28 protein-coding genes are annotated in these 26,160 nt (G+C 66.3%); 23 read left to right on the forward strand and 5 right to left on the reverse strand.

Going from position 1 to position 26,160, the window contains the following annotated elements; all coding sequences use genetic code 11:
• The first annotated feature begins 266 nt into the window (after positions 1-266).
• The gene (locus tag MRBLST15_RS01615; protein ID WP_089235855.1) at positions 267-596 is read left to right on the forward strand and encodes a hypothetical protein; all 330 of its coding nucleotides are present in this window, start codon (positions 267-269) and stop codon (positions 594-596) included.
• Here MRBLST15_RS01615 and MRBLST15_RS01620 read toward each other — a convergent pair.
• Positions 590-994, reverse strand: coding sequence for a ribonucleotide reductase subunit alpha (locus MRBLST15_RS01620; protein ID WP_089235854.1), 405 nt, complete (start codon positions 992-994; stop codon positions 590-592). The two genes, MRBLST15_RS01615 and MRBLST15_RS01620, sit on opposite strands and share 7 nt — an antisense overlap.
• 194 nt (positions 995-1,188) lie before the next feature.
• On the opposite strand from MRBLST15_RS01620, the gene moaA reads away from it, so the two are divergent.
• From moaA to MRBLST15_RS01715, 19 genes are all read left to right on the forward strand, one after another.
• Complete coding sequence (moaA, locus tag MRBLST15_RS01625) at positions 1,189-2,169, forward strand: GTP 3',8-cyclase MoaA (RefSeq protein WP_367784863.1); 981 nt, start codon at positions 1,189-1,191, stop codon at positions 2,167-2,169.
• A gap of 8 nt (positions 2,170-2,177) precedes the next feature.
• On the forward strand, positions 2,178-3,176 hold the full coding sequence (gene moaCB / locus MRBLST15_RS01630; protein WP_312703891.1) for a bifunctional molybdenum cofactor biosynthesis protein MoaC/MoaB: 999 nt from the start codon (positions 2,178-2,180) through the stop codon (positions 3,174-3,176).
• Entirely contained in the window at positions 3,173-4,426 is a 1,254-nt protein-coding gene (gene glp, locus MRBLST15_RS01635) for a gephyrin-like molybdotransferase Glp (protein ID WP_312703892.1), read from the forward strand. Before moaCB ends, glp begins: the two co-directional genes overlap by 4 nt.
• A complete protein-coding gene (locus MRBLST15_RS01640; RefSeq protein ID WP_049463966.1) occupies positions 4,426-4,686 on the forward strand; it encodes a MoaD/ThiS family protein in 261 nt (86 codons plus the stop codon). Before glp ends, MRBLST15_RS01640 begins: the two co-directional genes overlap by 1 nt.
• Positions 4,687-4,689: 3 nt before the next feature.
• Positions 4,690-5,169, forward strand: a complete 480-nt coding sequence (locus tag MRBLST15_RS01645) for a molybdenum cofactor biosynthesis protein MoaE (RefSeq protein ID WP_089235850.1) — start codon at positions 4,690-4,692, stop codon at positions 5,167-5,169.
• A gap of 39 nt (positions 5,170-5,208) precedes the next feature.
• A complete protein-coding gene (mobA, locus tag MRBLST15_RS01650) occupies positions 5,209-5,751 on the forward strand; it encodes a molybdenum cofactor guanylyltransferase (RefSeq protein ID WP_265951344.1) in 543 nt (180 codons plus the stop codon).
• Positions 5,748-6,113 carry a hypothetical protein gene (locus MRBLST15_RS01655; RefSeq protein ID WP_205404321.1) on the forward strand — a complete coding sequence of 122 codons (366 nt, stop codon included), beginning with the start codon at positions 5,748-5,750 and terminating at the stop codon, positions 6,111-6,113. Before mobA ends, MRBLST15_RS01655 begins: the two co-directional genes overlap by 4 nt.
• A gap of 144 nt (positions 6,114-6,257) precedes the next feature.
• Positions 6,258-7,676, forward strand: a complete 1,419-nt coding sequence (locus MRBLST15_RS01660; RefSeq protein WP_033831277.1) for a NarK family nitrate/nitrite MFS transporter — start codon at positions 6,258-6,260, stop codon at positions 7,674-7,676.
• Positions 7,677-7,745: 69 nt separating this feature from the next.
• Entirely contained in the window at positions 7,746-11,489 is a 3,744-nt protein-coding gene (locus MRBLST15_RS01665; protein ID WP_367784868.1) for a nitrate reductase subunit alpha, read from the forward strand.
• Positions 11,489-13,033 (forward strand): nitrate reductase subunit beta, encoded by a 1,545-nt coding sequence (narH, locus tag MRBLST15_RS01670; protein ID WP_100552687.1) that lies wholly within the window; start codon positions 11,489-11,491, stop codon positions 13,031-13,033. The genes MRBLST15_RS01665 and narH overlap by 1 nt, the downstream gene beginning before the upstream one ends.
• Positions 13,033-13,713 (forward strand): nitrate reductase molybdenum cofactor assembly chaperone, encoded by a 681-nt coding sequence (narJ, locus tag MRBLST15_RS01675; RefSeq protein ID WP_367784870.1) that lies wholly within the window; start codon positions 13,033-13,035, stop codon positions 13,711-13,713. The genes narH and narJ overlap by 1 nt, the downstream gene beginning before the upstream one ends.
• Positions 13,710-14,417, forward strand: coding sequence for a respiratory nitrate reductase subunit gamma (gene narI / locus MRBLST15_RS01680; RefSeq protein ID WP_367784872.1), 708 nt, complete (start codon positions 13,710-13,712; stop codon positions 14,415-14,417). Before narJ ends, narI begins: the two co-directional genes overlap by 4 nt.
• Before the next feature lie 3 nt (positions 14,418-14,420).
• Positions 14,421-15,320 (forward strand): peptidylprolyl isomerase, encoded by a 900-nt coding sequence (locus MRBLST15_RS01685; protein WP_099818662.1) that lies wholly within the window; start codon positions 14,421-14,423, stop codon positions 15,318-15,320.
• 24 nt (positions 15,321-15,344) lie between these two features.
• Entirely contained in the window at positions 15,345-16,676 is a 1,332-nt protein-coding gene (locus MRBLST15_RS01690) for an MFS transporter (RefSeq protein ID WP_089235842.1), read from the forward strand.
• A gap of 97 nt (positions 16,677-16,773) precedes the next feature.
• Positions 16,774-17,988 carry a coproporphyrinogen III oxidase gene (locus MRBLST15_RS01695; RefSeq protein WP_367784875.1) on the forward strand — a complete coding sequence of 405 codons (1,215 nt, stop codon included), beginning with the start codon at positions 16,774-16,776 and terminating at the stop codon, positions 17,986-17,988.
• An 11-nt stretch (positions 17,989-17,999) separates the two neighbouring features.
• Positions 18,000-18,776 (forward strand): helix-turn-helix domain-containing protein, encoded by a 777-nt coding sequence (locus MRBLST15_RS01700; protein WP_089235841.1) that lies wholly within the window; start codon positions 18,000-18,002, stop codon positions 18,774-18,776.
• A 20-nt stretch (positions 18,777-18,796) separates the two neighbouring features.
• Complete coding sequence (modA, locus tag MRBLST15_RS01705; RefSeq protein ID WP_367784877.1) at positions 18,797-19,540, forward strand: molybdate ABC transporter substrate-binding protein; 744 nt, start codon at positions 18,797-18,799, stop codon at positions 19,538-19,540.
• A 3-nt stretch (positions 19,541-19,543) separates the two neighbouring features.
• Positions 19,544-20,227 carry a molybdate ABC transporter permease subunit gene (gene modB / locus MRBLST15_RS01710; RefSeq protein WP_089235839.1) on the forward strand — a complete coding sequence of 228 codons (684 nt, stop codon included), beginning with the start codon at positions 19,544-19,546 and terminating at the stop codon, positions 20,225-20,227.
• Complete coding sequence (locus MRBLST15_RS01715) at positions 20,217-20,885, forward strand: ATP-binding cassette domain-containing protein (RefSeq protein WP_367784879.1); 669 nt, start codon at positions 20,217-20,219, stop codon at positions 20,883-20,885. The genes modB and MRBLST15_RS01715 overlap by 11 nt, the downstream gene beginning before the upstream one ends.
• 51 nt (positions 20,886-20,936) lie before the next feature.
• Here MRBLST15_RS01715 and MRBLST15_RS01720 read toward each other — a convergent pair whose 3' ends face one another.
• The 4 genes from MRBLST15_RS01720 to MRBLST15_RS01735 all read right to left on the reverse strand — a co-directional run bounded on the left by MRBLST15_RS01720 (position 20,937) and on the right by MRBLST15_RS01735 (position 24,130).
• A complete protein-coding gene (locus MRBLST15_RS01720) occupies positions 20,937-22,472 on the reverse strand; it encodes a diflavin oxidoreductase (RefSeq protein ID WP_367784881.1) in 1,536 nt (511 codons plus the stop codon).
• Complete coding sequence (locus MRBLST15_RS01725) at positions 22,469-22,897, reverse strand: PAS domain-containing protein (protein ID WP_127563307.1); 429 nt, start codon at positions 22,895-22,897, stop codon at positions 22,469-22,471. Before MRBLST15_RS01725 ends, MRBLST15_RS01720 begins: the two co-directional genes overlap by 4 nt.
• A gap of 187 nt (positions 22,898-23,084) precedes the next feature.
• Complete coding sequence (locus MRBLST15_RS01730) at positions 23,085-23,399, reverse strand: AzlD family protein (RefSeq protein WP_367784883.1); 315 nt, start codon at positions 23,397-23,399, stop codon at positions 23,085-23,087.
• On the reverse strand, positions 23,396-24,130 hold the full coding sequence (locus MRBLST15_RS01735; protein WP_367784885.1) for an AzlC family ABC transporter permease: 735 nt from the start codon (positions 24,128-24,130) through the stop codon (positions 23,396-23,398). Before MRBLST15_RS01735 ends, MRBLST15_RS01730 begins: the two co-directional genes overlap by 4 nt.
• Before the next feature lie 124 nt (positions 24,131-24,254).
• Here MRBLST15_RS01735 and MRBLST15_RS01740 point away from each other — a divergent pair, with 124 nt between their 5' ends.
• The 3 genes from MRBLST15_RS01740 to MRBLST15_RS01750 all read left to right on the forward strand — a co-directional run bounded on the left by MRBLST15_RS01740 (position 24,255) and on the right by MRBLST15_RS01750 (position 26,097).
• Positions 24,255-24,719, forward strand: a complete 465-nt coding sequence (locus MRBLST15_RS01740) for an Lrp/AsnC family transcriptional regulator (protein WP_367784887.1) — start codon at positions 24,255-24,257, stop codon at positions 24,717-24,719.
• 150 nt (positions 24,720-24,869) lie between these two features.
• Positions 24,870-25,550 carry a TonB-dependent receptor gene (locus tag MRBLST15_RS01745; RefSeq protein ID WP_367785524.1) on the forward strand — a complete coding sequence of 227 codons (681 nt, stop codon included), beginning with the start codon at positions 24,870-24,872 and terminating at the stop codon, positions 25,548-25,550.
• A 16-nt stretch (positions 25,551-25,566) separates the two neighbouring features.
• Positions 25,567-26,097, forward strand: coding sequence for an RNA polymerase sigma factor (locus MRBLST15_RS01750; protein WP_367784889.1), 531 nt, complete (start codon positions 25,567-25,569; stop codon positions 26,095-26,097).
• Positions 26,098-26,160 lie beyond the last annotated feature (63 nt).

Raw genomic sequence — 26,160 nt, forward strand, 5'->3', positions numbered from 1 at the left:
CTGGCAGCGCTGGCTGCCGCGTTGGTCCAGCGCGACCAGGCAATCTGCGACAGGTGTCGTGGTTGTGGGCATGAAGAGAGCAGGGCGGCCGGGGCGAAGGCGACATCACGTCGGAAGCGGCGGGCCGTGCCCGGCGAGCGCGGCACCATGAACCCGGATGCATTCCGCCGGGCACGACCCGGCGCTACCGATTCCGTCGTGCCTTGACGTTCCCAGCCACCGAGCGCAGGCTTGCCCAGCACGTTTCCTAAACACCAAGGAGACTTATGACAGCCACCGCGTCTCTGCACCCCACGCCCGACACTCAAGGCCGTTCACGCCTCTGGAACGTCTTCTGGCTGCAGGGGGTCATTCCCAGCAACATTCTCTGGGCCGTTGCCCTCTGGGCCCTGGCCAACCAGCGCACCACACTGGTGCTGGCGGTGTTCGCCGTGCTGCTGCTCTATACCGGCTGGATCATCCCCGCGGTCTGGCGGGCGGCACCCACCGCGCGCACCCCGAACCTGGGCGTTGCCGCGCGCGGGCTGACCGTCGCCTGGGGCCTGAACACGGTGCTGGTGATTTTCTTCCTGACCCTGCAGCTGGTGGCTCAATAGAACTGGATCGGCTCACCGCTGCGGTCGAAGGCGGCGAAGCGGCCGATCTGGCCGTCGTTGATGGCGTTGACCATCAGCCGCAGCGGGCGCGTGGCTTCGTCGGTGGTGGGCGCGAAGCCCGCACGGCCGTCCATCGCGGCCACGAACACCATGTCCCACTCCACGCCGGTGGTGGTGGATTCGCTGGCCAACGCCTGGAAGCTGGGCACCTCGGCCGGCAGCTTGTCCACGCACAGCACCGGCGACAGGGTGCCGCCTTCGCGGCGGTCATGCCGGTCACGCTGGTCGTCGGTGGGCGATTCGGGCAGGTCGGCGCGGGCGAATACGAACAGCAGGCGTTGCGGTTCGGCCTGTTCGCCGGCGGCCTGCAGCAATTGCTGGAAATCGTTCATCATCATGATGGCTGTCACACGCACACGGCACGGAAAGCCGCATGCTGCCACAACGCCCGCGCGGCGTGGCCGGCGGCGATTGATTTAAGTCATCCCGTTGCCAATGCCTGCCGCGTAGGCTGGCGTCAGTCTCAGCAGGCGAGGGTATCCGGGCCGTTCCGGGCACAGGCAAGACGGTGGAACAACAAGGTGGACCAGCCATGAGCCAACTCACCGACGGATTCGGGCGCAGCTTTCCCTACCTGCGCCTGTCGTTGACCGAGGCCTGCAACTTCCGTTGCAGCTACTGCCTGCCCGATGGTTACCAGGCCGATGGCCGCCCGCGCTTCCTGGCGGTGGACGAGATCGCGCGCCTGGTGCGCGCGTTTGCCATGCTGGGGATGACCAAGATCCGTCTTACCGGTGGTGAGCCCAGCCTGCGCAAGGACCTGGACGAGATCATCGCCACGGTGGCTGCCGTGCCCGGCATCCGCAAGGTGGCCATCACCACCAATGGCACGTTACTGCCGCGCCGCCTGCCGGGCTGGCACCGCGCCGGCCTGACCGCGCTGAACGTGAGCATGGACAGCCTGCAGCGCGAGCGCTTCAGGACCATCACCGGCCACGACCGCCTGCCGGAAATCCAGCAGGGGCTGGCGATGGCGCAGGCACTGGGCCTGCCGGCCATCAAGCTCAACGCGGTGCTGCTGCGCGGCCTGAACGACGACGAGCTGCCGCAATGGATGGACTTCCTGCGCGACCGCCCCTTCAGTGTGCGCTTCATCGAACTGATGCGTACCGGCGACAACGAAGCTTATTTCCAGCGGCACCACCTGCGTGCCGAACACGTGATCGACCAGCTGCATGCCGCCGGTTGGCATGAGCGCCCGCGCGCAGCCGATGCCGGCCCGGCGCGTGAGTTCAGCCACCCGCAGCAACGCGGCACGGTAGGCATCATCGCCCCGTACTCGCGTGATTTCTGCAAGGGCTGCAACCGCCTGCGGGTGACCGCCAAGGGCGACCTGCGGCTGTGTCTGTTCGGGGAATTCGGCGTGCCGCTGCGCCCGCTGCTGCAGAGCGACGATGACCAGGACGCGCTGCTGGCACGCATCACCACACAGCTTGGCCTGAAAGCGGCCGGGCACGGATTGCATCAGGGCCAGACCGGGTTGACCCCGCACCTGGCGTCGATCGGAGGATGAGGAACACGATGAGTGGTGAATTGACTGCGGCCTTCCACATGGCCGATGTGCGCGACAAGCGCGTTACCCGCCGCCGCGCGGTGGCGGTGGGCGAGCTGCATGCCGGAGCGGTGGCCTACCCGCTGATTGTCGAGCGCCGCCTGCCCAAGGGCGATGCGTTGGTGATGGCCGAGATTGCCGGCCTGCAAGGCGCGAAGATGGCCTCGATGCTGATGCCGTTGTGCCACCCGCTGCCGCTGGAGCTGGTGCAGGTGTACTGCGCGCCGGTGCCGGAAAGGCAGTCGATCCGCGTGTGGTGCGAGTGCGCGAGCGAGGCCCGCACCGGTGTGGAGATGGAAGCACTGGCCGGCGTGAACGCGGCATTGCTGACCCTGTACGACCTGAGCAAACCGGTGGAGCCAGCACTGCGCATCGAGGGCATCCGCCTGCTGTTCAAGGAAGGCGGCAAGCGTGGTCTTTGGCTGCATCCGGATGGCATGGCCGAGGGTGAGCGCGAGCGCTTCAGGCCGCGTCCGCCGAAGGGCTTGAACGGTGCTGCCTGCGCGGTGATCACCCTGAGCGATCGAGCGAGCGAGGGCACGTATGCCGACGAGTCCGGCCCGAAGCTGGTGAGCGGGCTGCAGTCGCTTGGTGGCGAGGTGGTGGCTGCCGAAGTACTGCCCGATGGCGTCGAACCACTGGCGGGCCGCCTGCGTGCGCTGGCGGGCGAGGGCGTCCGCCTGTGCCTGTGTACCGGCGGCACCGGGCTGGGCCCGCGCGACCTGACCCCGGAGGCGCTGCGTTCGTTGAATGCGCGCCCGGTGCATGGACTGGCGCAGATGGTGCGTGCGTTGAGTGCGCAGCACACGCCGATGGCCTGGCTGAGCCGTGCCGAGGTGGTGCAGCTGGATGACATGCTGGTGTTTGCACTGCCGGGCAGCCCTCGTGCGGCCGCGCAGTGTCTGGACATTCTGGCACCGGTGCTGGGCCACGCGCTGGCGATGGTCGATGGCGGTGGCCACGCATGATCGCCTACAGCGAAGCGCTGCAGCACCTGATGGAGGCAGCCACATCGCTGCCGGCCGAGCGCCTGGCGCTGCATGAGGCGGGTGGTCGCATCCTGGCCACGGACATCATCAGCGGGCAGTCGCTGCCGCCGTTCGACAATTCGGCGATGGACGGCTTCGCGCTGCGCGCCAATGGCACGCCCTTCGAAAGCGGTACCGCGTTTGCGGTGCAGGGCTGGCAGGCCGCAGGCGATGCCGGTGCCGAGGGCGGCGAGGGCGCATGGGAAATCATGACCGGCGCGCGCATGCCGGTCGGGCTGGATACGGTGGTGCCGATCGAGAACGTGGAGATCCTCGCCAGCGAGGATGGCCGGCCGACCCGCATTGCGTTGAAGAGCGTGGTGAAGCCTGGCCAGAACGTGCGCCTGCGCGGGCAGGACGTGGAAGAAGGCGAGCGCGTGCTGCAGGCCGGGCAGGCGCTGGATATCAATGCGCGCACCCTGCTGCATGCGATCGGCGTGGCCGAGGTGGCGGTGGTGGCACGGCCGAAGGTCGCCGTCATTGCCACCGGCAAGGAGCTGGTGACCGAAGCGGCGCAGGCGCTGGACTCCGGACAGATCCGTGACAGCAACCGGCCCTATCTGATCGGCCGCCTGCAGGCCGCCGGTGCCGAGGTGGTGTGGCAGGGCACGGTGGGCGATGAGGTGGCTGCCTTCGATGCAGTGCTGGATGACGCGCTGGCGGCAGGGGCACAGGTGCTGGTGAGTACCGGCGCGGTGTCGGCCGGCCGCTACGATTTCATTCCCGATGCGCTGCGCGCGCGTGGCGCCCGCATCGTGTTCCACAAAGTGGCGATCCGCCCGGGCAAGCCGTTGCTGTTTGCGGTGCTTCCGGACGGCGCGCTGTATTTCGGTCTGCCGGGCAACCCGGTGTCGGCGGCAGTGGGGCAGCGCTTCTTCGTTGAACCGGTGCTGCGTCGCCTGCTGGGCCTGGCCGCCGAGCCGCTGCTGCAGCTGCCGTTGCAGGCCGACGTGCGCAAGCCGCCGGGCCTGCGCTTCCACGCGCGGGCGCGGGTGGAAGTGGACGCGCAGGGGCGCTTGAGCGCGCGCGTGCTGGCCGGCCAGGAATCGTTCCGTTTGAAATCCATGCTGCAGGCCAACGCCTGGGTGGTGCTCGAGGGCGAGGGTGACGTTGCCACGGCCGGCACACCGGTGCGCGTGCAGGGCTGGGGCCATCAGGACCCGCTGCAGCTGGCGAACCAGGAGTCATGATGAAACAGGTGAATCTGCAGTTGTTCGGTGCGTTTTCCGATCTGGATGCCAGCCGCGAGATCGCGCTGGAGGTGGCCGGTGGCACCGTGGCCGATCTGCGCCAGGCGTTGCGTGAACTGTTGCCGGTGCGCTTTCCCGGTTTCCGCGCGGGGCTGCTGGACTATTCGGCCTTCGCCGACCAGCAGCGCGTGCTGCGTGACCACGAGGCGTTGCCCGCCGATGGCAAGGTGGCGATCCTGCCGCCGGTGAGTGGGGGCTGAGCCATGAGCAACGTGACTGCGAAAGTGGTGGACCGCGCGCAGCGCACCATCGATCCGGCCGAGGGCATCGCAGCGGTGTCCGACCCGGCATTCGGCGGCATCGATGTGTTCATCGGCAAGGTGCGCGACTTCAATGTGGGGCGGCCGGTGACCGGCATCACCTACGACCTGTTCGAACCGCTGGTACTGAACGAGATCCAGCGCTTGGCGGCGGAGATCGAGGCGACGTTCGGGCCGAAGCTGAAGTTGTACGTGGCACATGCCAAGGGTCGTCTGGGCATTGGCGATGTGGCGGTGGTGGTGGCCGCAGGCAGCCCGCACCGTGATGAAGCGTTCAGGGCCTGCCGGCAGTTGATCGAGGCGGTGAAACACCAGTGCCCGATCTGGAAACAGGAACATTACGAAGACGGCGACAGCGAGTGGAGCGAAGGATGCACGCTATGCCACGCCGACAGTGAACCGGCACATGAGCACCACCATTGACCCCAGTAGATCCACGCCATGCGTGGATGGCGGTCACCGATGACCATCGCCGGCATCGTGCTCGCCGGTGGCCTGTCCAGCCGGATGGGCCGCGACAAGGCGCTGCTGCCCTGGCAGGGGCGCACGCTGCTGGAGCACATGCGCGGCACGTTGCGGCTGGCCGGGGCAGACCGCGTCTGGGTGAGCGGACGTTACCCGGCCTTCGGCGGCGTGCCCGACCAGGTCACGCGCTGTGGGCCGCTGGGTGGCCTGTACAGCGTGGCGATGCAGATGCCTGATGGCCCGGCCTGGGTGGTGCCGGTGGATACGCCCCGTCTGACCCCGGATCTGCTGCAGCAATTGCGTGACGGGCATCGCAGCGCTTGCACGATCTTTGACGGGCATCCGCTTCCGATGCTGTTTAATGTGGACAATGAAAGTCGCACGATCCTCGAAAACATGATCCACGATCCCCTCGGCCCGCGTTCCCTGCAGGCCCTGCAACACCGGCTGGACGCGCAGACCCTGCGCCTTGCCCACGCTGATGAAAGCGCCCTGGTCAACTGCAATACCCCCACCCAATGGGAGGACGTTGCCTCATGAAGGTGCAGTTGCAAGAACAGACAATGCGCCTGCGCCTGGACGAAGCCGAACTCGCGCAGCTGCTGGCCGGTGAAACGGTGGAAAACCTGACCCGGTTCGGTGGCAGCGGCGGCTGGGGTACGGCCGTTTCGCTGCATGGTGGCGAATCGGCCGTGCTGCTCGACAGCGGCACCGATTGCCGCCTGGTATTGCCCCGGTCTTCCGTGGAAGACCTGGCCGGGCGCCTGCCATGCCGCGATGGCCTGGCCTTTGCGCTGTACCTGGACGACGGCACCACGCTGCAGCTGCAGTTCGATGTGGATGTACGCGACAGCGTGCGCCAGCGCGGGGTGACCCGCCGCAGTTCCGCATCATCGGTTTGACATTTGTCAGGGGCGAGGGGGAAACCCGCGCCTGATTGATCCAGATCAACCCCGTCGTTACTGCTGCACGGCCTAATGGCTGCATGACGACGGGTTACAACTTGAAAGCAGTACCCACGTCATTCCACAGCCTTGGAGCCATGTATGACCGTCGGTAGCGATCCTGTTGTCCGCAGCACTGCCAGTCCTGGTCGCGTCATCAGCGACTGGACGCCGGAAGATCCCGGCTATTGGGAGCGCACCGGCAAGCGGGTCGCCACCCGCAACCTGGTCATCTCCATTCCCTCGCTGCTGCTGGCCTTCTCGGTCTGGGTACTGTTCTCGGCGGTGACCATCAGCCTGCCGAAGATCGGCTTCGGCTTCAGCACCGATCAGTTGTTCTGGCTGGTGGCACTGCCGAGCCTGTCCGGCGCGACGCTGCGCATCTTCTATTCGTTCGTGATTCCGATCTTCGGCGGTCGCCGCTGGACGGCGCTGTCCACCGCATCGCTGCTGGCACCGACGATCTGGCTTGGCTTTGCCGTGCAGAACCCGGCGACGCCTTACTGGGTGTTCGTGGTGATCGCGATCCTGTGTGGCTTTGGTGGGGCGAACTTCTCCTCGTCGATGTCCAACATTTCCTTCTTCTATCCCAAGCAGAAGCAGGGCCTGGCGCTGGGCCTGAATGCCGGCCTGGGCAATGTCGGCGTATCGGTGGCGCAGGCGGTGATTCCGCTGGTGATCACGGTGGGCGTGTTCGGTGCCCTCGGTGGTGCGCCGCAGCCGGTGGTGGAGGGCGGTGCGCCGTTGTACCTGCAGAATGCCGGCTTCATCTGGGTGCCGGCCATTGCGATCTGTGCGGTGGCGGCCTGGTTCGGCATGAATGACCTGACCAGCGCCCGCTCCTCGTTCGCCGAACAGGCGGTGATTTTCCGCCGCAAGCACAACTGGCTGATGTGCTGGTTGTACATCGGCACCTTCGGTTCCTACATCGGTTTTTCGGCCGGCTTCCCGATGCTGGTGAAGAGCCAGTTCCCCGCCGTGAACCCGCTGGCCTACGCCTTCATCGGTCCGTTGCTGGGTGCGCTGATGCGCTCGGTCGGCGGCAGCATGGCCGACCGCTGGGGTGGTGCGCGGCTGACGTTCTGGGTGTTCGCGCTGATGATCGCGGCGGTGTTCGGCGTGCTGCATTTCCTGCCCAGCGATGGCCAGGGTGGCAATTTCTACGGCTTCCTCTTCAGCTTCATGGCGCTGTTCGTGCTCAGTGGCATCGGCAACGGCACCACCTTCCGCATGATTCCAGTGATCTTCCGCACGCTGCATGAGCGTCTGTCGGCAGGTGCCAATGCCGAAGGCAAGGCCGCGTCGGCGCACCAGGCCAGCATCGAATCGGCTGCGGTGGTGGGCTTCTCGGGTGCGATCGGTGCCTACGGCGGCTTCTTCATTCCCAAGAGCTACGGCTCTTCGATCACGTTGACCGGCAGCCCGGACATGGCGCTGTACGGGTTCGTCGTTTTCTATGTCACCTGCCTGGCCGTGACCTGGTGGTGGTACTACCGGCGCGGCGCAGAGACGCCTTGCTGACATGAAAACGCACCGCAGCCAGATGACACACACAGCCACGATGCAGATGTCCGCAAAGGGAGACCCCCGATGAGTTATTTCCTTGATCGCTTGCAGTTCTTCAAGCGTGACCCCCAGCCCTTTGCCGATGGCCATGGGTTTGCCAAGAGCGAAGGCCGTGACTGGGAGAACAGTTACCGCCAGCGCTGGCAGTACGACAAGATCGTGCGTTCCACCCACGGCGTGAACTGCACCGGCTCGTGCAGCTGGAAGATCTACGTCAAGAATGGTCTGGTGACCTGGGAGACCCAGCAGACCGATTACCCGCGCACGCGCCCGGACCTGCCCAACCACGAACCACGTGGCTGCCCGCGTGGCGCCAGCTATTCCTGGTACCTGTACAGCGCCAACCGCCTGAAGTACCCGCTGATCCGCGGCACGCTGCTGCGCCTGTGGCGCGAAGCGCGCAGAACCCAGGGGCCGGTGGATGCGTGGGCCAGCATCGTGGAGGACAAGGAAAAGGCGCGCTCGTACAAGACCCGGCGCGGCATGGGCGGTTTCGTGCGGCTGAACTGGGAAGAGGCCAACGAGATCATCGCCGCCTCCAATCTGTACACGGTGAAGCAGTACGGACCGGACCGCGTGGTCGGTTTCTCGCCGATTCCGGCGATGTCGATGGTGTCCTACGCCGCCGGTGCGCGTTACCTGTCGTTGCTGGGCGGTGCCTGTCTGTCCTTCTATGACTGGTACTGCGATCTGCCGCCGGCCTCGCCGCAGGTCTGGGGCGAACAGACCGACGTACCCGAGTCGGCCGACTGGTACAACAGCCGCTACATCATCGCCTGGGGCTCGAACGTGCCGCAGACGCGTACGCCCGATGCGCACTTCTTCACCGAGGCGCGCTACAACGGCACCAAGACGGTCTCGATCTGCCCGGACTATTCCGAGCTGGCCAAGCTGACCGATCATTGGCTGCACCCCAAGCAGGGCACCGACGCCGCGCTGGCGTTCGCCTTCGGCCACGTGATCCTGCGCGAGTTCCATGTCGATTCGCCGTCGCAGTACTTCCAGGACTACTGCCGCCAGTACTCGGACATGCCGATGCTGGTACGCCTGGAGCGTCGTGCCGATGGCCGCCTGGTGGCCGGGCGTTTCCTGCGCGCCAGTGAGCTGGGTGGATTGGGCGAGGCCAACAACCCGGACTGGAAGACCCTCGCTTACGACGAGACCAGTGGCCAGATCGTGGTGCCGAACGGTTCGATCGGTTTCCGCTGGGGCGAAAAGGGTCGCTGGAACATCGAGGAGAAGGCCAGCAACGGCGCGGATACGCGCCTGCGCTTGAGCCTGTCCGATGCCAACGATGGCATCGAGGCGGTCAGCTTCCCGTATTTCGGTGGCATCGAGAGTGACGGCTGGACGGCCGCCCCGGCCGAGGAAGTACTGGACCGCAACATCCCGGTGCGCCGCCTGGCCACGGCCGATGGCAGCGACACCCTGGTGGCGACGGTCTATGACCTGCTGCTGGCGCAGTACGGCGTGGACCGCGGTTTCGGCGGCGCCAATGTCGCCACGAGCTTCGATGAGAACGTGCCGGGCACGCCGGCCTGGCAGGAACGCATCACCGGCGTGCCGCGTGGCGAGGTGATCGAGATCGCCCGCGAGTTCGCGCGTACCGCCGACAAGACCCATGGCCGTTCGATGATCATCGTCGGCGCGGGGATGAACCACTGGTTCCACAACGACATGAACTACCGCGGCCTGATCAACATGTTGATCATGTGCGGTTGCGTGGGCCAGACCGGTGGCGGCTGGGCGCACTACGTGGGCCAGGAAAAGCTGCGCCCGCAGACCGGCTGGCAGCCGTTGGCGTTCGGCCTGGACTGGAGCAAGCCGCCGCGCCATATGAACGGTACGTCGTTCTTCTACTTCAACACCGGGCAGTGGCGCTACGAGAAGCTGCAGGTGGACGAGCTGCTGTCACCGCTGGCCGACGCCAGCAAGTACAGCGGCAGCCTGGCCGACCTGAACCTGCGCGCTGTGCGCATGGGCTGGTTGCCATGCGCGCCGCAGCTGGACCGCAATCCGCTGCAGCTGGTGCGCGAGGCCGAAGCGGCCGGCGTGGCCCCTGCCGATTACGCATTGGGCAAGTTCAAGGACGGTTCGTTGGACTTCGCCTTCGCCGATCCGGACGCGCAGCAGAACCACCCGCGGATGATGTTCATCTGGCGCTCGAACCTGCTGGGTTCGTCGGGCAAGGGCCACGAGTACATGCTGCGGCACCTGCTGGGTACCCGCCACGGTCTGCAGGGCAAGGACCTGGGCGAGATGGGGGCGGTGAAGCCGGAGGAAGTGAAGTGGCGCGACGAGGCGCCGGAAGGCAAGCTCGACCTGCTGGTGACGCTGGACTTCCGCATGTGCACCACCGCGCTGTATTCGGACATCGTGCTGCCAACGGCCACCTGGTACGAGAAGGACGATCTCAACACCTCGGACATGCATCCGTTCATCCATCCGCTGTCGAAGGCGGTGGACCCGGCGTGGGAATCGCGCAGTGACTGGGACATCTTCAAGGAGGTTGCGCGCACCGTGAGCGAGATGGCGCCCGGCGTGCTGGGCGTGGAGAAGGACCTGGTGCTGGTGCCGACCCTGCACGACACCCCCAACGAGCTGGGCATGCCGTTCGGCGTGGCCGACTGGAAGAAGGGCGAGTGCGAGGCCATCCCCGGCCAGACCATGCCGTCGATGACGGTGGTGGAGCGCGATTACCCGAACCTGTATCGCAAGTTCACCTCGCTGGGGCCGCTGCTGGACAAGCACGGCAATGGCGGCAAGGGCATGAACTGGGACACGAAGCACGAGGTGGAATTCCTCGGCAAGTTGAACCACACCGTGCACGAGGAGGGCGTCAGCCAGGGCCGGCCGGCCATCTCGACCGCGATCGACGCGGCCGAAGTGATCCTGCACCTGGCCCCGGAAACCAATGGCCACGTGGCGGTGAAGGCATGGGAATCGCTGGGCGGCTTCACCGGCCGCGAGCACACCCATCTGGCGGTGGGCAAGGAGCACGAGGCGATCCGCTTCCGTGACATCCAGGCGCAGCCGCGCAAGATCATCTCCTCGCCGATCTGGTCCGGGCTGGAAGACGACAACGTCAGCTACAACGCCGGCTATACCAATGTGCACGAGCTGATTCCGTGGCGCACGGTGACCGGCCGCCAGCAGTTCTACCAGGACCATGAGTGGATGATCGACTTCGGCGAGGCCTTCATGAGCTACCGGCCGCCGGTCAACACCCGCACCATCGAGCCGCTGCTCAACCAGCGCTCGAACGGCAACAAGGAGATCGTGCTGAACTGGATCACCCCGCACCAGAAGTGGGGCATCCACAGCACCTACAGCGACAACCTGATCATGCAGACGCTGTCGCGCGGCGGCCCGATCGTGTGGATCAGCGAGGACGACGCGCGCAGTGCCAGCATCGTCGACAACGACTGGATCGAGCTGTTCAACGTCAACGGCGCGATCGCCGCACGTGCGGTGGTCAGCCAGCGCGTGATGCCGGGCATGGCGATGATGTACCACGCCCAGGAACGCATCATCAACGTACCGGGTTCGGAGATTTCCGGTACCCGCGGCGGCATCCACAACTCGGTGACCCGCATCGTGCTCAAGCCTACCCACATGATCGGTGGCTACGCGCAGCTGGCCTACGGTTTCAACTACTACGGCACCTGCGGCACCAACCGCGACGAGTTCGTGATCGTGCGCAAGATGGACAAGGTGGATTGGCTGGATGGCGAGGCCGTCCCGGCCGCCGCCAAGGAGGTGGTGTGATGAAGGTCCGTGCACAGATCGCGATGGTGCTGAACCTGGACAAGTGCATCGGCTGCCACACCTGCTCGATCACCTGCAAGAACGTCTGGACCTCGCGCGAGGGTGTCGAGTACGCCTGGTTCAACAACGTTGAAACCAAGCCGGGCATCGGCTATCCGAAGGAATGGGAGAACCAGGAGAAGTGGAACGGCGGCTGGGTGCGTACCGGCAGCGGCAAGCTGGTGCCACGCGCTGGCGGTCGCTGGCGGATGCTGGCCAAGATCTTCGCCAACCCGGACCTGCCGCAGATCGACGATTACTACGAGCCGTTCGACTTCGACTACCAGAACCTGCACACCGCCAAGGACAGCCAGCACCAGCCGACCGCACGGCCGCGCTCGCTGATCAGTGGCGAGCGCATGCAGAAGATCGAGTGGGGCCCGAACTGGGAAGAGATCCTGGGTTCGGAGTTCAGCAAGCGCTCGCGCGACTACAACTTCAATGAAGTACAGAAGGAGATCTACGGCGCCTTCGAAAAGACCTTCATGATGTACCTGCCACGCCTGTGCGAGCACTGCTTGAACCCGGCGTGCGTGTCGGCGTGCCCATCGGGCGCGATCTACAAGCGCGAGGAAGACGGCATCGTGCTGATCGACCAGGACAAGTGCCGTGGCTGGCGCATGTGCGTGTCGGCATGCCCGTACAAGAAGATCTACTACAACTGGAAGAGCGGCAAGTCGGAGAAGTGCATCTTCTGCTACCCGCGCATCGAGATGGGTGAGCCGACGATATGTTCGGAGACCTGTGTCGGCCGCATCCGCTACCTGGGCGTGATGCTGTACGACGCCGACCGCATTGCCGAAGCCGCATCGGTGGCCGCCGAAAAGGATCTGTACCAGGCCCACCTGGACATCTTCCTGGACCCGCATGACCCGGCGGTGATTGCCGCCGCACGTGCGGAAGGCATTCCGGACAGCTGGCTGGAATCGGCCAAGCAGTCGCCGGTGTACAAGATGGCCATTGACTGGAAGCTGGCGCTGCCGCTGCACCCGGAGTACCGCACGCTGCCGATGGTCTGGTATGTGCCGCCGTTGTCGCCGATCCAGTCGGCCGCCGAACGTGGCCGCATCGGCATGAGTGGCGAGCTGCCGGACGTGGCCTCGCTGCGCATTCCGGTGCGGTACCTAGCCAACATGCTGACGGCCGGTGACGAGGCACCGGTGGTGCGGGCGCTGGAACGCCTGATGGCAATGCGCGCCTGGCGCCGGGCCAAGAACGTGGACGGCGTTGAGGACACCGCGGTGCTGGACCAGGCCGGGCTGACCGTGGCCCAGGTTGAAGAGATGTACCGCTACTTGGCCATTGCCAACTACGAGGACCGTTTCGTGATTCCCAGCGCTCACCGCGAGTACGCCAACGACGCCTTCGGCGAACGCGGCGGCTGCGGCTTCACCTTCGGCAACGGCTGCAACGGCGACAGCCCGGCCGACCTGTTCGGCCAGCGCAAAAGCACCAGCTTCGTGGTGAACAACGGGCCCAACCACCGCCGCAAGGAGGTGGTCTGATGAGCGTCCTGAAGCTGGTGGGGGTGCTGCTGGATTACCCCCGCGAGGAACTGTGGCAGCACGGCGAGGAACTGCTGGCGGCCTGTGACGAGGTGGCACTGACGCCGACGCGGCGCAGGCAGCTGCGCGGCTTCGTGCAGCAGCTGCTGGACAGCGATCCGTTGGATGCGCAGGCCGCGTGGCTGGCAACCTTCGACCGCGGCCGTTCGATGAGTCTGCTGCTGTTCGAACACATCCACGGCGAATCGCGTGACCGTGGCCAGGCCATGGTCGATCTGGTGGAAACCTATCGCAAGCACGGCTTCGAGCTGGATGCACGCGAACTGCCGGACTACCTGCCGCTGCTGCTGGAGTTCCTGGCGCACCGTCCTGAGGCAGAGGCGCGGGAATGGCTGCACTACATCGGCCATATCGCCGGGATGCTGGCCGCGCGCGCCGCCGAGCGCGAGCTGCCACATGTGCCGCTGCTGGAGATCCTGGTGGAGGCCGGCGACGGCAAGGTCAACCTGGAGGCGCTGCGGCAACGCGCCAGCGAAGAGCCCCGCGACGATACGGCCGAGGCGATGGACAAGCTGTGGGAAGAGGAAGCCGTGCGTTTCGGCGCCGAAGCTCCTGCCGAAGACTGCAAGCCACCGACACGCTCACCGGCCCGCCCTGTGCATCGAGAGGTCCAGCCATGAACTACTACCTGCATCAATTCGCTTTCCAGTACTACCCATACATCGCCGTGGCTGTGCTGCTGATCGGCAGCTGGGCGCGCTATGACAAGGCCATGTACACCTGGCGCACCGGTTCCAGCCAGATGCTGTCGGACAAGGGCATGCGGATCGGCAGCAACTGCTTCCACATCGGCATCCTGGCCATCCTGGGTGGTCATCTGGTGGGCCTGCTGACCCCACACGCGGTGTACGAGCACTTCATCACCTCCTCGCAGAAGCAGATGCTGGCGATGGTGGTGGGCGGCGTGTTCGGCGCACTGTGCTTCATTGGCATCAGCATCCTGCTGGTGCGCCGGCTGAGCAACGCCCGTGTGCGCGCCACCGGCAGTTTCGGTGACACCTTGGTGCTGGTGCTGCTGTTCGCCCAGCTCTGTCTTGGCCTGTACAGCATCCGCGTGTCGGCCGGACATCTGGACGGTGGGGTGATGGTGCAGCTGGCCGAGTGGGCGCAGCACATCGTGACCTTCCGTGCCGGTGCCGCCGACTACATCCAGGGCGTCAGCTGGGTCTACAAGATGCACATCTTCCTGGGCCTGACCCTGTTCCTGATCGCGCCGTTCACCCGTCTGGTGCACGTCTGGAGCATTCCGGTCAGCTATCTGTGGCGGCCATACCAGGTGGTGCGCCGTCGCCAGGCGGCGCTGCGTTACGGACCGCGGGAGTAAGCCATGGGCAGCCTGCCGAAGTTCCTGCCGATCACCGTGATCGATTCCACCCAGCCTGTTCCGGCCGAGGCCCACCAGCACCAGCATGACGGGGCAGAGCAGGGGCCGCGCTCGCTTGGGCAGCCGGCACCGTGCCGGTTGTTCGTGGAGGACACGGCGATCAGCGAGGCCGACATCGCTCGCGAGATGCAGCACCATCGGGCCCTGCGCCCGGAACAGTCGCGTGCCGAGGCTGCACGCGCACTGGTGGTGCGTGAACTGCTGCGATTGGAAGCACAGCGCCTGGGCCTGCTGGCGCCAGCCGGCGGCCGGGTCAGCGATGAGGAAGTGCTGATCCAGCAACTGCTGGAAGACGCAATTGAAGACCGGGTGCCGACCGACGAGGACTGCCAACGGTATTTCGAACAGAACCCGGAACGATTCCGCTCGCCGGACCGCGTACGCCTGCGCCATATCCTGCTGGCCGCGCCGGCCGATGATGTGGCCGGGCGGCTGGAGGCGCGCACCGAGGGCGAACGTCTGGCCAACGAACTGAAGGAAGCGCCGCACCTGTTCGCCGACTTCGCCCTGCGCCATTCGCGCTGCCCATCCAGCAGCGAGGGCGGTGACCTGGGTTGGCTGCAACGTGGGCAGACCACGCCGGAGTTCGATCGCCAGGTATTCCGCCTGCGCGAGGGCCTGGCCGGCTTCCCGGTGGAGTCACGCTGGGGCTACCACGTGGTCAGCATCGATGGGCGCGAGGAAGGGCAGCCGCTGCCGTTCGACGCAGTGTTGCCGCAGATCCGTGACTACCTGGAGCTGCAGGTGCGCCAACGCGAAGTGCAGGCCTACCTGCTGCAGCTGCAGGAGCGCTACCCGGTACGCGGGCTGGATGAGATCGAAGCCGAAGCCGAAATCGGCTGACCCACTCTTGAGAAAGGAGGTTGCATGAACCAGGCCCTTGCCCCCGCCAGTGCCGGGCAGCAGCAGCGTGCGCTGTGGCTGAGCACGTTCGCGTTCACGGTGTGCTTTGCGGTGTGGATGATCTTTTCCATCATCGGTATCCAGATCAGCGAGCAGCTGGGCCTGACCGACACCCAGTTCGGCCTGCTGATCGCCACCCCGGTGCTGACCGGCTCGGTCAGCCGTGTGTTCCTGGGCATCTGGTCCGACCAGTTCGGTGGCCGCAAGGTCATGGCCTTGGTGATGCTGTGTGGCGCGGTCGCCACGTGGATGCTGACCTACGCGCACACCTACCCGCAGTTCCTGTTCGCCGCGCTGTGCGTGGGCATCGCCGGTGGCAATTTCTCGGTGGGCGTGGCCTACGTGTCCAAGTTCTTCCCGGCCAGCAAGCAGGGCACGGCGCTGGGTATCTTCGGTGCCGGCAACATCGGTGCGGCGGTCACCAAGCTGCTGGCGCCGATGGTGATGGTGGCGGCGGGCTGGATGATGGTGGCCAAGGTGTGGGCAGTGGCGCTGGCGATCACGGCGGTGCTGTTTTTCCTGTTCAGCAAGGAAGACCCCTCGCTGGAGCAACGCCGCCGTGATGGGGTGAAGCCGGTGCCGTTCGCCGAGCAGATGGCACCGTTGAAGAATCTGCAGGTGTGGCGGTTCTCGTTGTATTACTTCTTCGTGTTCGGTGGCTTCGTGGCACTGGCCCTGTGGCTGCCGCATTACCTGGTGGGCGCGTACGGCATGGACGTCGGCACCGCGGGCATGCTGGCCGCGTGCTATTCGATCCCGGCCAGCCTGTTCCGCGTGGTGGGCGGCTGGATGTCGGACCGGATGGGGGCGCGCCGGGTGATGTACTGGACCTTCGGTGTGTCGGCCATCTGCACCTTCCTGCTGGCCTACCCCGATACCGAGTATGTGGTGAAGGGCATCCATGGTCCGATCCACTTCCACCTGGCCATCGGCGTGGTGATGTTCACCGTGCTGGTGTTCGTGCTGGGCTTCTTCATGTCGCTGGGCAAGGCTGCGGTCTACAAGCACATCCCGGTGTATTACCCCAGGCACGTGGGGGCGGTGGGTGGCGTGGTGGGCATGATCGGTGGCTTGGGTGGCTTCATCCTGCCGATCGTGTTCGGTGCGTTGAACGATGCGCTGGGTATCTGGAGCAGCTGTTTCATGCTGCTGTTCGTGGTGGTGTCCGCCGCGCTGGCGTGGATGCACTTCGCCATCCGCCGGATGGAGCGTCGACACTTCCCGCAGATCGATCGGGAGACCGACCTGCCGGAGGCCATCGATGCGGCGGCGGTCGATCGTGCGCGCGGCACCTGAACGGTGGTGCCGGCCGCTGGCCGGCACCAGCAACGCAATGCGCCACGCTTGATTTCAATCAGGGCTGTGCGAAGAGGAACGCGCGAGGATGACCGTCATGAGCTTCCATGTTGATGCGAGCGAGAACACGGCGCTGCAGGCGGCATTGCTGCGGCAACCCCGCCACGTGCTGTTTCCGCCGCCCGACCAGTTCAGTGCCGGCTTCGGTGAAAGCGGCTGGCGTGCCGCCGTGCGCGCCAGCAACGAGCACCTGATTCCGCGTGGGCTGACGCTGGGTTTCCAGACCGGCCGCATGGGCCGCGACGTGCCGGCCGAACGCTATCTGGACACGTTGCTGGCCGCGTTGCGCCTGCAGGCTGATGCTCTGGCCGAGGACCGTGAGGTGGTGGCGATGGTGCTGCAGCTGGGCCTTGCCGAAGCACTGCCGCCGTCGCTGCTGGGGCAGTTGCTGGATGCAGTGCCGCGGCACCTGCGCACCGTGGCCCGGCCGCAGGTGGAGGTGCGGCTGGATGCCGGCAGTGCCGTGGCGCCGGCAGAACTGCGCGCGGTGGGCTGCACCCGGCTGAACGTGATCGATCGAGCCGATGCACCTGGCCCGGCAGTGCTGGCGCAGGCGCGCGACGCGGGCTTTACCGCGCGCTACTACCAGTTGCGTGTGCCTGCGGCGGAGGATACGGGATTCATCGGGCGATTGCAGGCTGTGCTGGCAGATGCGCCCGAGCGCGTGCTGCTGCCGGCGCCATGCGCGCTGCCTGAGCATCCCTCATCTGAACGCTGGCTGCAGGCGTGGCGATTGCTGCGCGAGGCGGGCTATGTGGGTATCGGTGGCGACCATCATCAGCGCGGCGACCTGCCGGATCCGAACGGCCCGGGTGACGGTCAGCGTCATTGCGATCTGGCCGGCGTGCCGCGCCGCGATCGCAGCGATTTCATCGGCATCGGCCTGGCGGCGTGCAGCCAGATCGGTGAGGTGTTCTACCGGACGGAGGATGACCTTGAGTGCTGGCAGGCCCGCCTGCAGGCGGGGCATGTGGGCGTTGCCGCGGGCCTGATCCTGTCCGAGGGGGAACGCCTGGCTGCCGAGGTCGCGCAGAGCATCGCCTGCGACCATGCGCTGGATGCTGCCGCCTTCGAGTGGCGCAATGATGTTCCGTTCGATGAATGCTTCGCCGAGACCCTGCCCGCACTCGCACCGCTGCTCGCGCGTGGCTGGGCGCGCTGGGACGGCCGCGTGCTTCGCCTGGCCGAGGAAGGGCGGTTGCTGTGGCGTATGATGGCCGCATGCTTCCGGCCGGCGGCCGCCATCGCTTGAGTGCTGTCCCGATGTCTTCGACTCCGCCTTCCCAGGCCAGACCCGGCCGCACCACGCCGAATCCCGCCGCCGCCGATGATGGCGATGCGCTGCATTTCTGCAGCACCTGCGCCTTCTCCGATGCGTGCATGTCGCAGGGCTATGACAAGACGGCGCTGGGCGAGCTGCATGTGCTGGTTGACCATGTAGGGCCGTTCCATGCGGGCGACTACATTTTCCGCGCGGGAGAGGCTTTCGATTCCATCGCGGCGGTGCGCGCAGGCATGGTCAAGACCTTCGTCGATGACAGCCAGGGCAACGAGCAGGTGCTGGGCTTTGCGCTGCCGGGCGAGGTGATCGGGCTCAACGCGATTCATGGCTCGCGCTTCCCCTGCAATGCGGTGGCTCTGGATACGGTGCACCTGTGCCGTATTTCGTTCCCCAAGCTGAGCCTGCTGGCGACCCGCATGCCGGGGCTGCAGGCGAAGCTGTTCAGCCTGCTCAGTGCGGAGATCGGCAAGGTTGCCACGCTGGCGGCCAACCACCGCACCGAAGAGCGGATGGCCGCGTTCCTGCTGGACATGTCGGCCCGTTATGCGCGGCGTGGTTTTTCCGCGACCCGTTTCAACCTGACCATGGCCCGCACCGAGATCGCCAACTATCTGCGGATGGCACCGGAGACGGCCAGTCGTGTGCTGCGGCGGCTGAGCGATGACGGCGTGATTGCGGTGAAGCAGCGCGAGATCCTGCTGTTGCAACCCGACCGGCTGGCGGCGCTGGCCGTGGCCGATGAGAACGACCCCGATTGAACCTGACCAGGGAGCCGACGATGAAGCGATGCGCAATGGTGTTTCTGGGTCTGCTGGTCACGCTGCCTGCGTGGGCTGGCAACCTTACCGTGTCGGCGGCATCCAGCCTGACCGAGAGTTTCCGCGAGCTGGGCGCTGCCTATGAGAAGGCGAACCCGGGCAGCAAGGTCGACTTCAATTTTGCTGCGTCCGGCGTGCTGCTGCAGCAGATCGCGCGGGGCGCACCGGTGGATGTGTTCGCCTCGGCCGATGAAACAACGATGGACCAGGCTGCGCAGCAGAAGCTGCTGGCAGCGGGTACGCGTGCGGTCTTCGCAGTGAATGCGCTGTGGGTGGTCGTGCCGCCGCAGGCGAAGGCGCCGCCGCGCGCACTGGCCGACCTGGCGGGCGCCGGTGTGCAGCGCATCGCACTGGGCAACCCGGACAGCGTGCCGGTGGGCCGCTATGCAAAGGGTGCGCTGCTGGCCGCAAAGCTGTGGCCGGCAGTGCAGGGCAAGGTGATCAGTACGCAGAACGTGCGGCAGTCGCTGGACTACGTGGCACGGGGCGAGGTGGATGCGGGCTTTGTCTACGCTACCGACGCGCAGGCGATGCCGGATCGCGTGCGGCGCGCGTTCGACGTTCCGGTTGCCGGACGCATCGCCTATCCGCTCGCGGTGGTGCAGGCCAGCACGCAGCCGGTGGAAGCCAAGCGCTTCGCGGCGTTCGTTCGCTCGGCGCAGGGCCAGGCGATCCTGCAGAAGCACGGGTTCGGCAAGCCCTGACGGATGGACCTGGACTGGAGCGCATTGGGGTTGTCGTTGAAAGTGGCCGGCTGGGCCACCGCGATCAATCTCGTAGCAGGCGTGGCACTTGGCGCGCTGCTGGCGCGACGGCGTTTTCCCGGTCGGGAACTGCTGGATTCGATACTGACCCTGCCGATGGTGCTGCCACCGACGGTGCTGGGCTACTACCTGCTGGTGCTGATCGGGCGCAATGGCCCGATCGGTGCCTGGCTGCAGTCGTGGTTCGGTATCAACCTGGTATTTACCTGGCAGGCGGCGGTGATCGCTGCCGCGGTAGCGTCACTGCCGCTGGTGTTCAAGCCGGCACGCGCCGCATTCGAAGAAGTGGATGGTCAGTTGGAGCAGGCCGCGCGCACGCTGGGTGTTTCCGAAGCAGCGGTATTCTTCCGCATCACCCTGCCGCTGGCCTGGCGCGGGATTCTGGCTGGGCTGCTGCTGGCGTTCGCTCGGGCGATGGGTGAGTTCGGCGCCACGCTGATGGTGGCCGGCAGCATTCCTGGCCGTACGCAGACCTTGTCGATCGCCATCTATGAAGCCGTGCAGGCCGGGCAGGACGGCAAGGCCAATGCGCTGGTGATCCTGACGTCGGTGGTATGCATCGTGATCCTGCTGCTGGCCGCACGGCTGGTGGGCGGGCGCCGCCGGGAGCTGCGCGATGTGGCTTGACCTGCAGGTAAAGCGGCGATTGCAGGCGTCCGGACAGACCTTCGAACTGGACGTGGCACTTCAGTGCACGCAGCGGCAGGTGGTGCTGTTCGGGCCCTCGGGCGCCGGCAAGAGCCTGACGCTGAAAGCGGTGGCCGGCCTGCTGCGCCCGGAGCACGGACACGTGCGCCTGCACGGGCAGGCGCTGTTCGATGCGGGAGCGGGAGTTGATCTGCCGCCGCAGCGTCGTCGCCTGGGATATGTGTTCCAGGACTACGCGCTGTTTCCGCACCTGAGCGTGCGCCAGAACGTCGCCTTCGGGCTTGAGCGCGGCTGGTTGAATCCGCAGCGCGGTACCCGCGTCGATGCGGTGGAGCAGTGGTTGCAGGCATTCCGTATCGAGCATGTGGCGGATCTGCTGCCGTCACAGGTATCCGGTGGCCAGCGCCAGCGTACGGCGTTGGCGCGAGCGCTGGTGACGCGGCCGCAGGCCTTGCTGCTGGACGAGCCGTTTGCAGCGCTCGATCACGACCTGCGCCAGCACCTGCGCCAGGAGCTGGAAACCGTGCTGGATGAAACCGGTATTCCGCTGCTGCTGATCAGCCACGATCCGCAGGATGTGGCGGTGTTCGGCCAGCAGGTGGCACGCGTGGTTGATGGGCGCATCGTCGGCGATTGACGGGTGGCGGTAGTGCCGGCCGCTGGCCGCTGGCCGCGGGCGAGGCTCCCCTCAGTACAGCTCGCAGTGGGTGCGGCCCTCGCCGCGCAGGGCGTCCCAATGGCCCTCACCGCCGATCGCGTCGATGGCTTCGCGCACCGCGCCTTCCAGGTGGCCCTTGTTGCCACACAGGTAGATGTGGCCGCCACGGGCCAGCACATCCTGCATCTGCGCGGCCTGCTGCTGCAGCACATGCTGCACGTAGACCTTCTGCGCAGCATCGCGCGAGAACGCGGTGTGCAGGCCAGCCAGTACGCCACGCGCCTGCCAGTCATGCAGCTGCTCGCGGTACAGGAAGTCGTGCTCGCGGCGCTTCTCGCCGAACACCAGATGGACCTCGCGTGCCTCGCCGGTTGCCTGCAGTTCCTGCATCAGGCCCATCAGCGGCGCGATGCCGGTACCGGTGCCGACCAGCAGCAGGGGCGCGTTGCCGCTGTCGGGCAGGTGGAAGCCCGGATTGGAGCGGCAGTACACACGGGCTGTGTCGTCGCCGTGCAGCAGGCTGCCGGTGGCGGTGCCGAAGCGTTCGCGGCCACGCAGGGTGTAGCGCACTTCGCGCACGCACAGGCTCAGCTGATCATCGTGCGGATGCGAGGCGATGGAATAGGCGCGGGGCAGGCGTGGTGACAGGAGTTCACGCAGGCGGGCCAGTGGCACGCTGCCTGGGCTGGCGTGGTCCTGCAGCACATCCAGCAGGTCTAGGCCATGCAGGTAGGCGTCCAGTTCACGCTTCTGGCTGATCTTCAGCAGGCCCTTCAGTACGTCGCTGCCGCCCAGCTTTGCCAGCTCGCGCAGCACGCCCTTGCTGAGCAGGCGCAGTTCGCGGTCGCGCAGGGCGTCGACGGCGCTGGAATCGCCCAACCAGGTGGCCAGTGCCTGCAGCAATGCCGGATCGTTTTCCGGAACCAGATGCAGGGTGTCGCCGGCCCGGTAGACCATGCCGCTGCCGGCGATGTCCAGCTGCAGGTGCCAGGCGGCAGGGTCACTGCGGCTCAGGCGCCGCCGTTCGACGATGCGGGCGTTGAACGCATTGTCTTCGCCATAGGCCGTCACCTGCAGGCGCAGATCCTGGCCTGCGGTCGAATCACCCTCCAGCACCTGGCCCAGCACCGGCCGCCACTGCTGGAAAAACTGCTCGTAGCCGAGGTCTGCATCGACACGGTGCAGCAGTGGCTGCGCCTGACGCTCGCTCAGCGCTGCATCCAGCGCCTTGGTGAAACCGCAGAAGCTGGGGTAGCCGGTATCCCCCAGGCCGAACACCGCGTAGCGCAGCCCGGGCAGGACCGGCGCTTGGCGCAGCGATTCGAAGAAGCGCTCGCCATTGGCGGGCGGCTCGCCGTCGCCGAACGAGCTGGAGATGGCCAGCAGCACATCGCCCTGGCCCAGGCTGGCCACATCGATGTCATTGAACGGCAGAACCTGCGGCCCATGCGGCTGCAGGTCCGGGTCCGCGCCCAGGCGCTGGGCCAGGGCGCGGGCGTTGCCCGACTCGGAGGCAAAACCCACCAGCAGCCGGCTGATGGGCGTGCATGTGGGGATGGCGTTCACGCCGCCTCGTAGACGTCGTCGAACTTTTCCTTGCTGAACTCGACCAGGTCGTAGTTCTGCATCAGGTCATTCACAACGCGTCGGATGCTGATGTACGAGGTGATGTTGCCATCGGCATCGAACAGGGGCTGCACGGTGGTGTCGACCACGTACAGCACGCCGCCCTTGCCCAGGTTCGGCACGATGCCGGTCCAGGTCTTGCCGGCCTTGATGGTGTCCCACATGTCCTTGTAGACGGCCTTGGGCACGTCCGGATGGCGGACGATGCTGTGCGGCTGGCCGATCAGTTCTTCGCGCGCGAACCCGGTGAGCGTGCAGAACAGGTCATTGGCATAGGTGATGTTGCCCTGCAGGTCGGTGGTGGAGATCACCATGACGTTCTGCATGGCGTTGAGCAGCTGGGCGTTGTCGGGGGTGTAGCTCATTGCAGGTCCTTTGGATGCCGGTGACGCCGGCGTGTTGGGTTTCTGCATAGAGATACGCGCCCGTGGCGGTGGACGGATTGATATAGGTCAAGCGTGTGCCGGGAGGGGCCTGCGACTGGGTGTCGCAGGGGCAGGTATCGATGGTCTGTAACGCCGGACGTGGGCTCGGCTTTACCGGAAATCCTGCTCAGCCCATCACATACCGCAGCACACCCGCAGATACCACGCCGATCACCACCGTCGGCAGCATCGACAGCCGCGTGGCAGCCAGCAACGTGATGGCCAGCGCGGCCAGGTCGGCAGGCTTGTCGGCCACGAAGTCCGGGGCGATCACCGAGATCAGCACGCAGCCCGGGGCGGCTTCCATCACCGTTACCGCGCGCTTGCTCAGGGTGCGGTTGCGCAGCGCGAGAAAGCCAACGATGCGGGTGAGATAGGTGGCGGCGGCCATCAGGATGATGGTCAACACCGAGGTCCAGTGGATCAGGCCGTTGAAGATCATGCCGCGTCCTCCGCCAGCAGCCAGGCGGCGGCGAGACCGGCCAGCGCGCCGCTGGCTACGTACCAGGCGCCGGGCACCAGCAGGTAGGTGCCCGCTGCCACCAGCAGGCTGACCAGCCATGGCCGGGCGGCGCGCATGCCTTGCCACATGCCACGCAGCAGCACCAGGAACACGGCGGGGAAGGCCATGTCGAAGCCGTAGGCATGGATGTCGCCGAGCAGCGGGCCGACAATCGCGCCCAGTGCGGTGCAAAGCACCCACACGGTGTACAGGCCGGCCGACACGCCGAGGTAGTAGGACAGGCTGAAGCCCAGTGCGCGACGGCGCGCATCGGCCACGCCCAGTGCCCAGCTTTCATCGCACATGAAGAACAGCGCCGGGAGCACGCGACGGCGCGGCAGGTGCTGCAGCAACGGTGCCAGGCTGGCGCCCATCAACAGGTGGCGGCTGTTGACCAGCGCGGTGATCGCCACGATCAACGCGATGTGCGGCGGCGAGGTCCACAGCTCGACCGCGGCGAATTCAGACCCGCCAGCGAAGTTGAGGCCGGTCATCAGCGGCACTTCCAGCGCCGACAGGCCCTTTTGCGCGGCCTGGGCGCCGAGCACCAGGGCAAAGGGAATGAAGCCGATCATCACCGGTACGGCGGCGCGCAGACCGCGCAGGAACTCGGCGCGTGGTGCGGTGTCGCAGGCGGGATCAGGCAGGGGCAGGGTGGTTCGGGCGTCCATGGATCAACAACGAGTGGGGGTGACCCATGCTAACGGTCCGATCACGAAATCGGGTTGCGTTGATGCCATTGGTTCGGCGGAATGTGCAATATCATGCGGTGATCCGGTCAGGGAGTGGAATTCCATGCAGTACCAGCTCGACAACCTGGATCGTCGCATCCTTGACGCCCTGCAGCGCGACGGTCGCCTGCAGAACCTGGAGCTGTCCCGCCAGGTGGGGCTCTCGCCGTCGGCCTGCCTGCGCCGGGTTCGCCTGCTGGAAGAGGGCGGCTACATCGATCGCTACGTGGCCCTGCTGAATGCGGCCAGGATCGGACGAGGGTTCACCGTGTTCGTCCGTGTGTGGCTGCGCGGCCAGGACGAAGACACCACCAATCACTTCATCAACAGCATCAAGTCCTTCCCGGAAGTGCTTGAATGCCATCTGATGGCTGGCGACTGTGACTTCCTGCTGCGGGTGGAGGTGGCCGACCTCGACGCGTACCGGCGGTTCCAGATCCAGCACCTGAACCGCATCGCCGGGGTGCAGAACACGAAGACCGAGATCCCCATGCAGCGGATCAAGCAGACCACTGAACTGCCGGTCTGAACCGGCGCGGCGCGTCCCCCTGCGCGCCGCCGTCATCGCAATGACACGTGACGCCGCTACGGTGTGACCCGCTTGCCGGCCGTGTGCAGGCCGACCCACCTGGTCGTGCCGCGCTCCGCCGCTGCAGCTGATGTCGCTGCCGAGGGTCATGTGTTCTACGTCAGGGGGCTGAATGGACAGCATGCGATCAGACGTTGGAGGGTGGCCGCCGCCGCCGGGTTGCTGTTCGCCTTCGCCGCTGCCGCACAGGACGACATCCGATCCTATGACATTCCCGCGCAGCCGCTGGAGCAGGCGGTCGAGCGCTTCAGTGTCGTCAGCGGGTGGTCGGTGATGTATCCCGGCGATCTGGGTACGGGCCGCAGCAGCCATCCGTTGCAGGCCAGCCTGCCGCCGCTGCAGGCGTTGCAGGTGGTGCTGCAGGACACGGGTGTCGAGGCCGAGCTGATCGGTGCACAACGCGTGGTGCTGCGCCGCGGTGCACACGCGGTCACCGGATCCTCCCAGACCGATGTGGCCGCCGACCTGGAGCAGCGTCGCCGCTTCGGCGACCTGCAGCAACGGCTGCGCACCGCTTTCTGTGGGGACCCCGACCTTGTGCCCGGCGCCTATGCGGCGACGCTGCGCTTCCGCATCGCCAACGACGGCCAGGTGCAGGAGCCCGAACTGCTTGCCGGCAGCGGCAGCACACGCCGCGATGCGCGCCTTCTGCAGGCGATGCAGGCCCTGCGGCTGGGCGCCGATGCTGCCGCGCTGCCGCAGCCGGTGACCCTGCAGATCCGTCCTTCCAGCGCGGGCCACGACTGTGGCCGGCGCCCGCCCCAACCATGACGTCAAGGAATCGAACATGAGCAACAGCACGGCTGGGGCGGTGGACCTGATGGACCACCTGCTGGGCGCGTACGACGAACTGAAGCGCCGGCTGGTGCGCAAGCTGGGCTCGGAAGAGCTGGCCGGCGACGCGCTGCAGGACACCTGGATGCGCCTGAGCTCGCGTCGACACCGCCTGGACCCGGTGCAGAACCCCGCGGCGTATCTGCTGCGCATGGCGATGAACACCGTGATCGACCGCCAGCGCGCCGACCATCGCCTGCTGAGCCTGGAAGAAGTGGATACGTTGATGGACATGGCCGATCCCGGCCCGGGGCCGGCACAGGCGGCCGAGCAGGAGATGGCGCTGGAAGACATGGTCGGCCTGCTGCAGCGGATGCCAGAGCGCCGTCGCCGGATTTTGCTGGCGATCCGCGTGGACGGCCTGCAGCAGCGCGATGTGGCCGAGCATCTGGGGGTGTCGCTGCGGCTGGTGCAGCGTGAGCTGAAAGCCGCACAGGATTATCTGGCCGAACGCAGCGGGCAGGGGCGGCAGGTGCGGTTCTGAGGCGCGGCATCCGTCTACACTTTGACGCCGAGCAGAACCCCGCAGCGTGCGGGGACGGCAAGA

The sequence above is a fragment of the Stenotrophomonas sp. LST15-1-1.1 genome (genome assembly GCF_040815575.1).
Lineage (GTDB): Bacteria > Pseudomonadota > Gammaproteobacteria > Xanthomonadales > Xanthomonadaceae > Stenotrophomonas > Stenotrophomonas lactitubi_B.

Coding starts and splice junctions, on each gene's coding strand:
- MRBLST15_RS01655 (WP_205404321.1), top strand. CDS start 5,748: ATGAAGGTGCAGTTGCAAGAACAGACAATGCGCCTGCGCCTGGACGAA.
- MRBLST15_RS01735 (WP_367784885.1), bottom strand. CDS start 24,130: ATGGACGCCCGAACCACCCTGCCCCTGCCTGATCCCGCCTGCGACACC.
- MRBLST15_RS01685 (WP_099818662.1), top strand. CDS start 14,421: ATGGGCAGCCTGCCGAAGTTCCTGCCGATCACCGTGATCGATTCCACC.
- MRBLST15_RS01660 (WP_033831277.1), top strand. CDS start 6,258: ATGACCGTCGGTAGCGATCCTGTTGTCCGCAGCACTGCCAGTCCTGGT.
- narI (WP_367784872.1), top strand. CDS start 13,710: ATGAACTACTACCTGCATCAATTCGCTTTCCAGTACTACCCATACATC.
- moaA (WP_367784863.1), top strand. CDS start 1,189: ATGAGCCAACTCACCGACGGATTCGGGCGCAGCTTTCCCTACCTGCGC.
- glp (WP_312703892.1), top strand. CDS start 3,173: ATGATCGCCTACAGCGAAGCGCTGCAGCACCTGATGGAGGCAGCCACA.
- moaCB (WP_312703891.1), top strand. CDS start 2,178: ATGAGTGGTGAATTGACTGCGGCCTTCCACATGGCCGATGTGCGCGAC.
- MRBLST15_RS01725 (WP_127563307.1), bottom strand. CDS start 22,897: ATGAGCTACACCCCCGACAACGCCCAGCTGCTCAACGCCATGCAGAAC.
- MRBLST15_RS01715 (WP_367784879.1), top strand. CDS start 20,217: ATGTGGCTTGACCTGCAGGTAAAGCGGCGATTGCAGGCGTCCGGACAG.
- MRBLST15_RS01620 (WP_089235854.1), bottom strand. CDS start 994: ATGATGATGAACGATTTCCAGCAATTGCTGCAGGCCGCCGGCGAACAG.
- MRBLST15_RS01640 (WP_049463966.1), top strand. CDS start 4,426: ATGAAACAGGTGAATCTGCAGTTGTTCGGTGCGTTTTCCGATCTGGAT.
- MRBLST15_RS01730 (WP_367784883.1), bottom strand. CDS start 23,399: ATGATCTTCAACGGCCTGATCCACTGGACCTCGGTGTTGACCATCATC.
- MRBLST15_RS01695 (WP_367784875.1), top strand. CDS start 16,774: ATGAGCTTCCATGTTGATGCGAGCGAGAACACGGCGCTGCAGGCGGCA.
- mobA (WP_265951344.1), top strand. CDS start 5,209: ATGACCATCGCCGGCATCGTGCTCGCCGGTGGCCTGTCCAGCCGGATG.
- MRBLST15_RS01700 (WP_089235841.1), top strand. CDS start 18,000: ATGTCTTCGACTCCGCCTTCCCAGGCCAGACCCGGCCGCACCACGCCG.
- MRBLST15_RS01690 (WP_089235842.1), top strand. CDS start 15,345: ATGAACCAGGCCCTTGCCCCCGCCAGTGCCGGGCAGCAGCAGCGTGCG.
- narH (WP_100552687.1), top strand. CDS start 11,489: ATGAAGGTCCGTGCACAGATCGCGATGGTGCTGAACCTGGACAAGTGC.
- modB (WP_089235839.1), top strand. CDS start 19,544: ATGGACCTGGACTGGAGCGCATTGGGGTTGTCGTTGAAAGTGGCCGGC.
- MRBLST15_RS01740 (WP_367784887.1), top strand. CDS start 24,255: ATGCAGTACCAGCTCGACAACCTGGATCGTCGCATCCTTGACGCCCTG.
- MRBLST15_RS01665 (WP_367784868.1), top strand. CDS start 7,746: ATGAGTTATTTCCTTGATCGCTTGCAGTTCTTCAAGCGTGACCCCCAG.
- modA (WP_367784877.1), top strand. CDS start 18,797: ATGAAGCGATGCGCAATGGTGTTTCTGGGTCTGCTGGTCACGCTGCCT.
- narJ (WP_367784870.1), top strand. CDS start 13,033: ATGAGCGTCCTGAAGCTGGTGGGGGTGCTGCTGGATTACCCCCGCGAG.
- MRBLST15_RS01615 (WP_089235855.1), top strand. CDS start 267: ATGACAGCCACCGCGTCTCTGCACCCCACGCCCGACACTCAAGGCCGT.
- MRBLST15_RS01750 (WP_367784889.1), top strand. CDS start 25,567: ATGAGCAACAGCACGGCTGGGGCGGTGGACCTGATGGACCACCTGCTG.
- MRBLST15_RS01645 (WP_089235850.1), top strand. CDS start 4,690: ATGAGCAACGTGACTGCGAAAGTGGTGGACCGCGCGCAGCGCACCATC.